The sequence below is a fragment of the Mediterraneibacter agrestimuris genome (genome assembly GCF_943193195.1).
Taxonomy (GTDB): domain Bacteria; phylum Bacillota; class Clostridia; order Lachnospirales; family Lachnospiraceae; genus Schaedlerella; species Schaedlerella agrestimuris.
Genome location: NZ_CALPDG010000003.1, coordinates 148397 through 161309 on the forward strand (window position 1 = coordinate 148397; position 12913 = coordinate 161309).

Below are 12913 nucleotides of genomic sequence, written 5' to 3' on the forward strand. Positions count from 1 at the left end.
AAACATGAGTGATATTATGACACCTATGTCATTTGATAAATTGGTGAATTGGATTTTAGAGGAGCATAAAAAGTATGGTACTGTATTTGGTGAGAAGCATGCATATGTTGCGGACAGCAAATACAACAGAACGATTTTTGGACGTCCGCTGGAGACTCCGATTGGACCGGCAGCAGGTCCGAATACTCAGCTGACACAGAATATCATGGCAGCATACTATACAGGAAGCCGTTTCTTCGAGCTGAAGACCGTTCAGATCATGGATGGGGCAGAACTGTCTGCATGTGTCAATAAGCCGTGTATCAAGGCTGATGATGAGTGTTATAACTGTGAATGGTCAACAGAATTGTACGTTCCGCAGGCAATGGAAGAGTATATCAAGGCATGGTTCCTTTTGAAGGTATTTTCCAAAGAATTTGGTCTTGGCGGTGCAGATGGTTTCCAGTTCAATATCAGTGTAGGATATGATCTGGCAGGAATCCAGTCTGAGAAGATTGATACATTCTTAAATACAATGCAGAATGCGGAAGACAGCGATATTTTTAAGTCCTGCAAGCAGTATCTGTTAGATCATGTAGATTTGTTTGAAAAGGTTACAAAGGAAGATATCGAAGCAATAGAGCCGGAGATCTGTAATTCCGCAACGATTTCTACTCTGCACGGATGTCCTCCGCAGGAAATTGAGAAGATTGCAATGCACCTGATCACAGTGAAAGGTTACCATACATTTATCAAATGTAATCCGACGCTTCTTGGATATGAGTTTGCAAGAAAGAGAATGGACGAGATGGGATACGACTATGTAGCATTCGGTGATTTCCATTTCTTAGATGATTTGCAGTATGTAGATGCAGTTCCGATGCTGACAAGACTGATGAAGGTTTGTGAGGAGCGCAATCTGGAGTTCGGTGTGAAGATTACAAACACCTTCCCGGTTGATGTAAAACAGAACGAGCTTCCGAGCGAAGAAATGTACATGTCTGGTAAGTCTCTTTATCCGTTGTCTATCGCACTGGCAGCGAAACTGGCAGAGGAATTTAACGGCAAACTTCGTATTTCTTACTCAGGCGGAGCTGATGCTAACAATATCGAAGGTATTGTAAATGCAGGTATCTGGCCTGTAACAGTGGCAACAACATTGTTGAAGCCGGGTGGATATTTGAGAACTATCCAGATGGCAAACGCACTGGAAAAAGAAGGAGTTGTGTTTGAAGGAATCGACGTTGCAGCAGCGAAGCAGCTTGCTGAGAACGTATTGACAGATAAGAACCACTTGAAGGCAGTGAAGCCTCTTCCATCTCGTAAGATGGACAAAGAAGTTCCGCTGATCGACTGTTTCGTAGCTCCATGTAAGGAAGGATGTCCGATCCATCAGGATATTACAACTTACCTTCAGCTTGTTAATGAGGGAAAGTATGAAGAGGCAATGGAAGTTATTACAGAGAAAAATCCGCTTCCGTTTATCACAGGTACAATCTGTGCTCACAATTGTATGAATAAGTGTACACGTAATTTCTATGAAGAGCCTGTACATATCCGCAACATGAAACTGGCTGCAGCAGAGAACGGTTACGAAGCATGGAGCGGTAAGGTAAATGCCCCGGCAGTGACAAAAGGCAAAGCAGCCGTTGTCGGCGGAGGTCCGGCTGGTATGGCAGCAGCTTACTTCTTAAGAAGAGGCGGCATGGATGTGACTATCTTTGAGAAACAGAAGAGCCTTGGTGGTGTTGTCCGTAACGTGATTCCGGGATTCCGTATAGCAGATGATGCAATCGACAAAGATGCGAAGATTCTGGAAGCAATGGGCGTGAAGACTGTATTTAATACAGAAGTTGCTGATGTAAATGAATTAAAGGCACAGGGATTTGAAGCAGTGATTCTTGCAACAGGAGCATCTGTACCGGGAACATTGAAACTGGAGGCAGGAGAGACGATGAACGCTCTTGAGTTCCTTGCACAGTTCAAAGCACAGGACGGTAATGTAAATGTTGGTAAGAGCGTTGTCGTGATCGGCGGCGGTAACACAGCTATGGATACAGCAAGAGCGGCAAAACGTACAAGCGGTGTGGAGAAGGTTTCTCTTGTATATCGTCGTACAAAGAGATATATGCCTGCTGATGCAGAAGAACTGGAAATGGCAGTAGAAGACGGAGTAGAATTCCGCGAACTGCTCGCACCAGTGAAACTGGAAGGCGGAAAACTGTTGTGTAAGGTAATGCAGCTTGGCGATATCGACGCATCTGGAAGAAGAGGCGTTGTTGAGACGGACGAGACTGTTGAAGTAGACGCTGATACAGTGATCGTTGCAGTGGGAGAGAAAGTTCCGACTGAATTCTATAAGGCAAATGGAATCAATGTTTCCGAAAGAGGAAAAGCTCTTGTAAATGAAGAAACATTAGAGTCCAATGTGGACGGTGTATATGTAGTCGGCGATGGACTTGGCGGACCGGCTACAGTCGTAGAGGGTATTCGTGATGGTCTGAAGGCAGCAGAAGCAGTGATTGGAAGCAAGCTTGTGAAAGATTATGACAAGATGGCTGATGAGAAGACTGTTTATGACCGCAGAGGAATTCTTTGCGGTGAGCAGGAAGGCAAGGACGAGACAACAAGATGTCTTGGATGCTCTTCCATCTGTGAGAACTGCGCAGAAGTTTGTCCGAACCGTGCAAATGTAGCGATTACTGTACCAGGTATGGAGAAACATCAGATTATCCACGTAGATTACATGTGTAACGAATGTGGTAACTGTAAGAGCTTCTGTCCGTACTCAAGCGCGCCGTATCTGGATAAATTTACTCTCTTTGCAAATGAAGCTGATTTTGCAGACAGCAAGAACCAGGGATTCACTGTTCTTGACAGAGAGGCAGTTACATGTAAGGTAAGATATATGGGTGAAGAGTTCACATGGACAAAGGGAGAAGATACAAAGCTGGCGGAAGGTCTGCAGAAGCTGATCGGAGCAGTATGTAAGGATTATGCATACTTATTGTAATTAAAAAAGAGTAATCGTTATTCAGCATATGCCGGAGCATTTGCGGCTGAGACTGTGAGAATATGATTTAGCAGATAGGTTCATGGAATAAGACAGTGTTACTGCACCAGATTCTGAGCAATTGGAATCGGGTGCAGTTCCCTGTCATAATATGCTATATAGGGGATGACAGGAATGGTATTATGTTATGAACATGGCAAGTTGTCAGAACAACAGACATATCTGGAGGCGCTTTTATTGGAGCAGTCCGCTGCGCCTGTCATTTCGATAGTAGGAGCAGGGGGGAAGACAACGACCGCCCTGTATTTGGCGCAGGAATATATACGAATGAAAGTTCCGGTAGCAGTAACTACTTCCACGCATATGCAGGTGTGGGATGAACCATGGTTTCTATTGGAGGAATCTAAGGAATTTTTTCAACAAATACTGAAAAGAGAAGGGCAGGTCTGGTTTGGACTTCCAGTTGAAATAAAGAATGAGACAGGGCGCATTCCCGCAGAAGATATCCGAAAGATGCAGTCGGTATCAAGAGTGTTTTTTAAGTATGTGGCTGACAGGAAGATTCCTATTATCATTGAGGCGGACGGAGCCAGAAGGATGCCCTGTAAAGCGCCGGGAGAACAGGAGCCAGTATTGTATCCTGAGACTACGGATGTGCTTGCAGTTTACGGACTGGATGCTGTGGGAAGACCAATCAGAGAAGTGTGTTTCCGTTCGGAAACTGTGGCAGAAATTCTTGAAAAAGAGGAGTCAGAGTATTTGACGCCGGAAGACATTGCGAAGCTTGCACTCAGCAGACAAGGCGGGAGGAAGAATGTTTTATCAGATCAGAGATATTGTGTGATCCTGAATAAAGCAGATGACCAGTCACGGTTAGAGATGGCAGAGAGTATTTGCGGGGAAATTAAATCAAGAGAGAATGTACAAGTTATTGTGACAGCACATTCTTAGATGAAAGTGAGAAGCGTTACTGTGCACAGCAGCAGGCTGTGAACAGTAACCGAGAAGGAGTTACAGGCATGAAAATATTAATCAAAGGCGCCGGAGATCTGGCAACAGGTATTGCTGTCCGCTTGTTTCAGTGTGGACATCAGATCGTGATGACAGAGATTGAGAAACCACTGACTGTCAGACGGATGGTGGCATTCTCAAGAGCAGTTTATGAAGAGAAAGCGGAAGTGGAAGGCATCTGTGGTAAACATGTGTATACTTTGGAAGAAGCAGAACAGGCGGTGTCAGACGGACAGATTGCAGTGCTTGTTGATCCGCAGGCAGAAATTCGGAAATCCTATCAGCCAGATGTGATGATCGATGCGATTCTTGCCAAGAAAAATCTGGGAACAAGGATGAGCGATGCTCCTTTTGTGGTTGGAGTAGGACCGGGATTTACAGCGGGGAATGACTGCCACTGTGTGATTGAGACGAAACGTGGACATACGCTTGGAAGTGTCATCTGGAAGGGCAGCGCAATCCCAAATACTGGTGTGCCGGGAAATGTAGGCGGGTATACAGTAGAACGTTTGATCCGTGCCAGTGCAAAGGGGGAGATGGAAGCGATCGTACACATAGGCGATCTGGTTCAGGAAGGGCAGGTCGTAGCATATACGGGGGGGAAGCCGGTATATGCGAAAATGAGTGGAATTGTCCGTGGAATGCTGCAGGACAATGTAATTGTGGAAGAGAATCTGAAAATCGGAGATATTGACGCCAGATGTGAACGGTTTCATTGTTTTACTGTATCTGACAAGGCACGCTCGATCGGGGGTGCGGCATTGGAAGCAGTAACACAGTTTGAACGGATTTATCAAAAATTCGCAGTGGTTGTTTTGGCGGCGGGCGCCGGAAAACGATATGGAAGCAACAAGCTTTTGGCAAATATACAAGGCAGACCGTTATATGAGCATATGATCGAGAAACTGAACGCTCTGCGTGCATTTCCGGCGTATCTGGTAACCGGATATGAAGAGATTAAGACAAAGGCTGAGTCAGCCGGAGTCAGTGCGGTGGATAATCAACAGCCGGAGTTAGGTATTTCCTATTCTTTGAAACTGGGACTACAGGCATGTCTCAAGCAGCATATGGAGATACAAGGAGTGCTGTTTTCAGTATGTGACCAGCCAAATCTAACCTTATCTACAATGCTGACACTGATGAGAACTGCTATGCTGCATCCCGGCAGGATTGTATGTTCTGCACATGAAGGCAAACCGGGCAATCCGGTACTATGGGACAGAAAATTCTTCGGGGAGCTTCTGGAACTGGAAGGTGATACAGGTGGAAGACAGATATTAGAGCGCAGGAGAGAACAGTGCATTTTGGTGGAAGCTGACGCTGAGGAATTGAAAGATATTGACAGAAAACAGGATTTGGCAGATTAGGCAGTCGGATACGGTATCTGTCATATGAAAAAGAATGCAATCTCGGAAAGAGATTCAGATATATATAAATCCCCTGCGGTACGTGAAATAAGGGCGGGAAAGCAGTGGATAATGAAAAAAGAGAAGGGAAGGGTGATACAATGTATACACTTCAGGTAAACGGAAAAACGTATGAAGTAGCAGAAGACAAGAAACTGATGCGTTTTCTGCGTGATGATCTGCATTTGACATCAGTCAAAGACGGATGCAGTCAGGGAGCCTGCGGAACATGTACAGTGCTGGTTGACGGTAAGACAACAAGAGCCTGTATTCCGATGCTGTCTAAAATGGAAGGAAAATCCATTGTAACAGTAGAGGGATTGAGTGACAGAGAGAAAGAAGTATACACTTATGCATTCGGAAAAGTGGGCGCAGTACAGTGTGGTTTCTGCATTCCGGGAATGGTAATCAGTGCAAAGGGGCTTCTAGATGCTAATCCAGATCCGACACGGCTGGAAGTTGTTGCTGCAATCCGCAATAATATCTGCCGCTGTACAGGATATAAGAAGATTATCGAGGGAATCCTTTTAAGTGCTAAGATTTTCCGTGAGAATCTTCCGGTTCACGAAAATGAAGGTGTGACATCGGTAGGAGATGCGATCATCAGAGTTGATGTAGAGGAGAAGGTGTGCGGAACCGGAGAATATCCGGACGACATTTATCTGGATGGAATGATTTACGGAAGTGCTGTCCGTGCTGAACATCCTCGTGCAAAGGTGCTTGCGATTCATACAGAAGAGGCAAAGGCGCTGGAGGGTGTAATCGGAGTATTTACAGCAGATGATGTGCCGGGGGATGTAAAAGTCGGACATCTGAAACATGACTGGGATACGATGATCCCGGTTGGCAAGATTACGCATTATGTGGGAGACGCCATTTGTCTGGTAGCTGCCGAGACACTCGAGATTCTGGAAAAGGCAAAGAGCTTGGTCAAGGTAGACTACGAGGTACTTGAACCAGTTCTCGATCCATTCAGAGGTATGGAAGAGGATGCACCGCTTGTACATGATTCAGGAAATATTCTGGCACATGAGCATCTGGTTCGTGGAAATGCGGATGAAGTAATTGCCAATTCTAAATACAAAGTCACAAAGCACTATGAGACGCCGTGGACAGAACATGCGTTTCTGGAGCCTGAATGTGCAGTGGCGATGCCATTTGACGAGGATGGAGTATTTATCTATTCCACAGACCAGGGAATTTATGATACCCAGCATGAATGCTGCATTATGCTGGGACTTCCGCCAGAAAAGGTAATTGTAGAGAATAAACTGGTCGGCGGCGGATTCGGCGGTAAGGAAGACGTAAGCGTACAGCATCACGCAGCGCTGATTGCTTATCTGACTAAACGAATCGTAAAAGTAAAATTATCCAGACAGGAAAGTCTGACTATTCATCCGAAACGTCATCCAATGTGGATGGATGTGACGACAGCCTGTGATGAGAACGGATATCTGACTGCAATGAAAGCAGTTGTTGTAGCTGATACAGGCGCCTATGCGTCTCTTGGCGGTCCGGTTCTCCAGAGAGCCTGTACCCATGCAGCAGGACCATATAATTTCCAGACAATTGATATCGATGGAACTGCGGTTTATACAAATAATCCGCCGGCAGGCGCTTTCCGTGGATTTGGAGTAACTCAGACTTGCTTCGCTTCTGAGATGAACTTAAATCTACTGGCTGAGATGGTAGGGATCACGCCTTGGGAAATTCGTTATCGGAATGCGGTCCGTCCGGGACAGGTACTTCCGAACGGTCAGATAGCAGATCCGTCAACCGGTGTTGCAGAGACATTAGAGGCAGTGAAAGACATTGTTGAAAATGAGCCATATGCAGGACTTGCATGTGCCATGAAGAATGCCGGCGTGGGTGTCGGTCTTCCAGACTGGGGACGCTGCCGTCTTGTTGTAAAGGAAGGCAAGGTAGAGATTCATGCAGGTGCTTCCTGTATTGGTCAGGGATTGGGAACAGTTCTGACGCAGGTTGTTTCTCAGACAGCAGAGCTGAATTATGATCAGATTAAATATTGCCAGCCGAATACCTCTGATTCACCGGATTCAGGAACGACCTCTGGTTCCCGTCAGACATTGATAACAGGTGAGGCAGCAAGACGTGCGTCACTGGCGCTGAAAGAAGCGTTGACAGAAAAAGGTCTGGCTGCTCTGGAGGGAACAGAGTACTATGGTGAGTATCTTGGCAAGACAGATAAGATGGGAAGCGATGTGCCGAATCCGGTATCTCATGTGGCTTATGGTTATGCAACTCAAGTCTGTGTATTGAACGAAGACGGAACTATCAAAAAGATGGTCGCTGCCCATGATGTAGGTAAGGCAGTGAATCCAAAGAGTGTAGAGGGACAGATTGAAGGCGGTGTTGTTATGAGCCTTGGGTATGCCCTTACAGAGCAGTATGAGATTAACGAAGGACGTCCGGTTACCCGTTTTGGAACACTGGGTCTGTTTAAAGCAGATAAAGTGCCGGATGTGGAGTCGATTATCGTAGAGAAGCCGGGAATCGAGTATGCTTATGGCGCGATCGGCATCGGTGAAATTACTTCTATTCCGACAGCTCCGGCGATTGCAGCAGCATATTATAAACTTCAGGGAGATTTTCAGACAAAACTGCCGTTGGAAAATACGCCGTATATGAAGAAAAAGAAAAAGTAAGAAATAGCATATATTATAACTAAATTGGACAAAATGCAGTTCACATAGCACGATTTGATCTAGATCGTTATTGTGAATCTGCATTTTGTTCGTTTTTGTAACATATAAAGGGGAGATGGTTCAGAAAGTAAGTTTGGGAGAAGGGAGAATAATAACAAAGTGTAAACTGTTACGACATCTGATGATATATTGAATTGGGGTGTGTTTTTTTGAGAGAGGATATGCTATACTGTCATTATATTCTGAAATTCAAGATAATGGTGTATGTAATATATTCCGAAAGTAAGAATGCAGAGTGATTTTGCAGCTATTCACTCGGGTCTGCGCATTTACTGCACTGACCATAACAAAATATACAGTTGCAGGCAAAAATCCATTGCCTGAGGCGATTTTACTCGGATTTTTGCACGTTACTGTGAACAGAGGAACAGTTAAATTGGATCGTTATTTAAGACTTGAAAGGGAGATGGGCAGTATGTGGACAAGTGCAGAACTGAAAATTCGGGCAAAAGGAGCATTTTATAAAAATTATTGGCATTGTGTGCTGACAGCGCTGGTGATGTCAATTTTTGCAGGGGTTGCGTCCCTTGATATCAAAAAGTATATTCACGTAAATGATTTTTATATGTATTCAGATACACTTATAGGAAATATCGGATATTTTGTAATGCGGTCTTTGGATAGATTGCTGGGAGTGGGAATTATTCTTGCCATGCTGGGAATTTTGTTCAAGTTTATAAAGGTATTTATCGGAAACCCTTTGTATGTGGGCGGGTGCCGTTTCTATATCATGAATCAGACTGCAAATCCAACGGCTGCAGAGTTGGGATTTGGTATGCAGTCACGGGGATATAGCAATGTAGTCCTTACGATGTTTTTGAAGAATCTGTATATCTTTCTTTGGTCGTTACTGCTTGCAATTCCTGGGATTATTAAGCACTATGAATATCTGATGATCCCATATATTTTGGCGGAAAATCCAGAGATGGACAGACAAGAGGTGTTTCTGATCAGTAAAAGGATGATGGAGGGTCAGAAAATGAATGCTTTTGTATTGGATCTGACCTTTATCGGTTGGGAGATTTTATCAGCAATTACAGGGGGAATTGTTGGAGTCTTTTTCGTAGAGCCTTATTATCGGGCAACGATAGCTGAATTGTATAGTGTGAATCGTACTCTTGCTTATCAGGATGGATATATTCGATAGGCGAAGTCCAATGGCTGTGACTGCATATTATGTAATCACAGCCATTGTCTTCTATAGATTAGTGTTTCCTATGAGTTATATTCTATCAATAATTTGTGACAATGATATGACGATATCTGGAAGAATTTGTGAAAATTATTAAACATATCTAAAATCAGATGTGCATCCGGTTTTTTGATGCTGTATTCCATTCTTTCTTTTGGGTATCGTACATTTCCCACAGCCATTTAATGGCGCAGTCCATTCCTTCAGCGCTCAATGGGAATGATGCTGACTGTTTATTTTCATTTGGAGTTTTTTCCAAGGACCAGGGTTCAGGATAGACAAATACGGTAAATGTTTCCTTGCTTTCATCGCACTGAAAGAAGTAACGCATACCATGATGGCTGCCAGAAAAAGGTTCTTTTTTTAATCCTCCTACAGGAATCATTTTTTTATCAATCATGAGGAAGAAATCCTTTCTTGTAAATTTATTTTATTACAGTTTCTATAATAACACAGTAAAAAGACCGGAGCAAGCAGGGATGCTTGCTCCGGTCAGAAACATAGATGCTTAGGTTATTGTTCACACGGCATCTTGCACTGCGCTGCAAGGTGTCCGGTCAATGAAGTGATAACAGCAATATATCCAGCCCTTCGCTGAAAGCGACTTAAAATGGGCTGGATACTGTTACTGGAGCACCCGTAGGGTGTGAACAGAAACATGCTTAGATTATTTTGATCCTTTTTCTCTTACAACATTCTGGGGAATCTCGGGAGGACGATATTGATATACATCGTTGTAGGATTCTAGTTCTGCTTCAGAAGTTGGAAGGGAAGGAATCAGTCCGGTGCAGTCACTTGAGGAAGCTGCATTAGACAAATAATCGAAATCATCAATGATTTTCTGATTTTTCTTTTTATCTGACATATTCTCACCTCATAGATAGTTTCTGCAAAAAAAGAGATACTATTCAGAGACAGGACAGAAAATAATCAGATATTAAAAAGTGTATTTTTGGGAGAGTTGTATAAAAATAGGAAAAAGTAAAAATCCAGATTTCCCATTGTCCTAATTTCTATAAAATGTTATAATGTACGCGAGTGCAAAATAAGTAATACACTTGAGCGATACGAAAGAGAGGAACGTACATCATGAAATGTCCGATTTGCGGCAAAGAACTTGAGATAATGAAAAAACAGGTTGGTGCTGATGAAAATGGCAGTCCAATCTTTAATCAATATGCAGTGTGCAGAGATTGTAAGAAACAATGGAATCTGGATAAACAGCGTGCGAAGAAAGCAAAAGAAGCAAGAGAAGTAAAAGAAACGGAAGTAAAGGATGTTAAGACAGCAAAAGCATCTTCTGTGCAGGAATCTGCAACAAAGCCAATTATGAAGAAAGAAGAGAGTGTTACTAAAGCAGGGGAAGAGAGCGAGAATGTAGTTACGAAGTCAGCACCAAAGAAACGATCTGCAGATGTATCAGCAGCAGAAAGTGAAGTGGCAAAGAAAGCAGCGCCGAAGAAGCGGTCTGCAGGTACATCTGCAGCAGAAGGTGGAGCAGTGAAGAAGAAAGCAGCACCTAAAAAACGTCCGGTGTCTGCGCAGAAGGGTGAGATGGATGAACAGAAATATGCCAATATCCCTCCTGAAAAAGTAAGAACAAAGAAAGAGAAAGCCGTGCGTCAGGCATATGAGGATATGCTTTCCACAGATCCAAATTATAAGCCGAAAAAGAGAAAATCCTCGAATGGGGAAACAACTACTGTCAGCCAAAAGGCTGTGAAGAAAAAAGTAGAAAGCATTCAGTCCTCAGTGAAGAAGAGCCCGGAGGCTGAGAAAAAACGTCCGGCAAGCAAAGCGTCAAAGCGTTATGAAGAAAACTACGATGACGATGATGATTATGATGAAGAATTCGATTATATGGATGATGTGACAAGTGCGAAGTATCGTGTGTTGAGAGTGATTCTTGGCATTCTCTCTGTTCTGGCATTTGGATATTTTGGATATAAAGGCTTTATTAGTGGATTAGACAGCGTTGCTTCCGGCGGGAGAATTACAGGTGGTATGACTTATATTATACTTGCAGCCTGTATGTTGTCAGCAGGATTGCTACTTCTGATTATGCAGAATAGCAGGAGTATTGTTGCATATCTGCTTCCGATTATCATTTATCTGGGCAGCGGAGTGTTTGCATTTCTTAAGAAAGGCGATGAGAAGATACTTCTATATAGTGCTGTTGCAGGAGCTGTAATGGCATTGATTTTGATTATTCTGGCGGCAACATCCAGGAATCAGGAAGATGAGTATGAAGAAGATCCATTTGAGGATGATTACGAATAAGTCTATTCTATAATGTGATTTGGATAGATATGTGAAATAAAATTTAGAATAAAGAGATAAAAGAGATTTGGAAGTTAAAGCTTCTGAATCTCTTTTTACATGATAAATTTGCCAGATTGTCCTAATGTCGGTGGATTAAATGCAGGAGCTTGTTTACATGAACAGATTTTTCTCATATTCATATACTGATAACAAAGTGTGGTTTATAATAGGGAGGATATTATGAAGAAACGTTTTTTGGCGTTAATGATGTCAGTGGGGATGATTCTGACATTACTGACAGGATGTACGGCAGATAAAGATGTGGAAACATCGGGAATTTCATCAGAAGTAACATCAGATGAAAAAGGGGCAAAGAAGGAGGTGGTTCTCAATGAGGTGGCACACTCTATTTTCTACGCACCTATGTATGTTGCAATTGAAGAAGGCTATTTTGAAGAAGAAGGAATTGAATTGACATTGGTTTGTGGGTTTGGGGCAGACAAAGTGATGACTGCGGTTCTCTCTGGAGAGGCAGAAATTGGTTTTATGGGTTCTGAGTCTTCCATTTATACTTATAATGAGGGAGCAAATGATTATGTTGTGAATTTTGCCCAGCTTACACAACGGGCTGGGAATTTTCTTGTGGCAAAGGAACCTACAGAGGATTTCGCGTGGGAGGATCTGAAAGGAACTACAGTGCTGGGTGGACGAAAAGGTGTGGTACATATATAAATGTAAATTTAGAGACTATTGTAATCCTGTGTTATTGGGCGGATAGGATGAATAGTGCGAAAGTCTCTCAGAGCATTGAAATAAAATAGAAAATTATTACGATATATCAAAAGAGGAACCAGACTTCTCCGGCTACTTTAACAAGCTGCCAGAAACATGGGTAATTTTTATTACGGAAAATGATGCCATGGAAAAAGGGCTGCCGCTTTATCCAATTGAGCGGTGCTTTTTAGGAACGGGTGAGAAATTTGAGGACGGTTCGCACATATTACATGTTAATGGCACTTACCGTGGAGATACGCCAATCGGAAAGTTAATGCATAACTTCTCCTGCACAAATGCGGAGGATATGTATTACGGAATACTGGCAGATAGAGTGCGATTTTTCAAAGAGAGTAAGGAGGGTATCGAGATTATGTGCCGGGCTATGGAGGATATGAGAAATCAGACGTTGAAGGAAGGAATGAGAGAAGTTGCGCTTCGCATGTTGGCGGCAGGCAAATATGCATTAGAGGAAATTGTTAATATTTCAGGACTTTCTCTTGAAGAAGTCAAACAACTGAAAGCTGACCGAAGCGATAGGTAAAGCTAA

General features: G+C 43.3%; 9 protein-coding genes and 1 pseudogene. 8 read left to right on the forward strand and 2 right to left on the reverse strand.

Translation table 11 applies throughout. The annotated features are described in order from the left end of the window. Positions 1-4 precede the first annotated feature (4 nt). The 5 genes from ygfK to NFS18_RS02930 all read left to right on the forward strand — a co-directional run bounded on the left by ygfK (position 5) and on the right by NFS18_RS02930 (position 9282). Positions 5-2992 carry a putative selenate reductase subunit YgfK gene (ygfK, locus tag NFS18_RS02910; RefSeq protein ID WP_251387695.1) on the forward strand — a complete coding sequence of 996 codons (2988 nt, stop codon included), beginning with the start codon at positions 5-7 and terminating at the stop codon, positions 2990-2992. A 174-nt stretch (positions 2993-3166) separates the two neighbouring features. Then, complete coding sequence (gene yqeC, locus NFS18_RS02915) at positions 3167-3943, forward strand: selenium cofactor biosynthesis protein YqeC (protein ID WP_251387697.1); 777 nt, start codon at positions 3167-3169, stop codon at positions 3941-3943. A gap of 68 nt (positions 3944-4011) precedes the next feature. Beyond that, on the forward strand, positions 4012-5370 hold the full coding sequence (yqeB, locus tag NFS18_RS02920; protein ID WP_251387699.1) for a selenium-dependent molybdenum cofactor biosynthesis protein YqeB: 1359 nt from the start codon (positions 4012-4014) through the stop codon (positions 5368-5370). A gap of 140 nt (positions 5371-5510) precedes the next feature. Further along, positions 5511-8075, forward strand: a complete 2565-nt coding sequence (gene xdh, locus NFS18_RS02925; protein ID WP_251387868.1) for a selenium-dependent xanthine dehydrogenase — start codon at positions 5511-5513, stop codon at positions 8073-8075. Between the two features lie 475 nt (positions 8076-8550). After that, complete coding sequence (locus tag NFS18_RS02930; protein WP_251387701.1) at positions 8551-9282, forward strand: DUF975 family protein; 732 nt, start codon at positions 8551-8553, stop codon at positions 9280-9282. A gap of 154 nt (positions 9283-9436) precedes the next feature. Here the strand turns inward: NFS18_RS02930 and NFS18_RS02935 are convergent, their stop codons facing one another. Together NFS18_RS02935 and NFS18_RS02940 are read right to left on the reverse strand one after the other, a co-directional pair. Beyond that, positions 9437-9727 carry a hypothetical protein gene (locus NFS18_RS02935; protein WP_251387703.1) on the reverse strand — a complete coding sequence of 97 codons (291 nt, stop codon included), beginning with the start codon at positions 9725-9727 and terminating at the stop codon, positions 9437-9439. 267 nt (positions 9728-9994) lie between these two features. Then, positions 9995-10192: a hypothetical protein gene (locus tag NFS18_RS02940; protein ID WP_251387705.1), complete on the reverse strand. Its 198-nt coding sequence runs from the start codon at positions 10190-10192 to the stop codon at positions 9995-9997. 224 nt (positions 10193-10416) lie between these two features. Here NFS18_RS02940 and NFS18_RS02945 point away from each other — a divergent pair, with 224 nt between their 5' ends. The 3 genes and pseudogenes from NFS18_RS02945 to NFS18_RS02955 all read left to right on the forward strand — a co-directional run. Further along, positions 10417-11607: a DUF3784 domain-containing protein gene (locus tag NFS18_RS02945; protein WP_251387708.1), complete on the forward strand. Its 1191-nt coding sequence runs from the start codon at positions 10417-10419 to the stop codon at positions 11605-11607. Positions 11608-11829: 222 nt separating this feature from the next. Next, a complete protein-coding gene (locus tag NFS18_RS02950; protein WP_251387710.1) occupies positions 11830-12321 on the forward strand; it encodes an ABC transporter substrate-binding protein in 492 nt (163 codons plus the stop codon). A gap of 136 nt (positions 12322-12457) precedes the next feature. Beyond that, positions 12458-12907 (forward strand): annotated as a pseudogene (locus NFS18_RS02955) (nuclease); the annotation flags it as partial. Positions 12908-12913 lie beyond the last annotated feature (6 nt).

Bases quoted from the DNA above. Each gene is read 5' to 3' on its own strand.
- ygfK (WP_251387695.1), top strand. From the start codon at position 5: ATGAGTGATATTATGACACCTATGTCATTTGATAAATTGGTGAATTGG.
- yqeC (WP_251387697.1), top strand. From the start codon at position 3,167: ATGGTATTATGTTATGAACATGGCAAGTTGTCAGAACAACAGACATAT.
- yqeB (WP_251387699.1), top strand. From the start codon at position 4,012: ATGAAAATATTAATCAAAGGCGCCGGAGATCTGGCAACAGGTATTGCT.
- xdh (WP_251387868.1), top strand. From the start codon at position 5,511: ATGTATACACTTCAGGTAAACGGAAAAACGTATGAAGTAGCAGAAGAC.
- NFS18_RS02930 (WP_251387701.1), top strand. From the start codon at position 8,551: ATGTGGACAAGTGCAGAACTGAAAATTCGGGCAAAAGGAGCATTTTAT.
- NFS18_RS02935 (WP_251387703.1), bottom strand. From the start codon at position 9,727: ATGATTGATAAAAAAATGATTCCTGTAGGAGGATTAAAAAAAGAACCT.
- NFS18_RS02940 (WP_251387705.1), bottom strand. From the start codon at position 10,192: ATGTCAGATAAAAAGAAAAATCAGAAAATCATTGATGATTTCGATTAT.
- NFS18_RS02945 (WP_251387708.1), top strand. From the start codon at position 10,417: ATGAAATGTCCGATTTGCGGCAAAGAACTTGAGATAATGAAAAAACAG.
- NFS18_RS02950 (WP_251387710.1), top strand. From the start codon at position 11,830: ATGAAGAAACGTTTTTTGGCGTTAATGATGTCAGTGGGGATGATTCTG.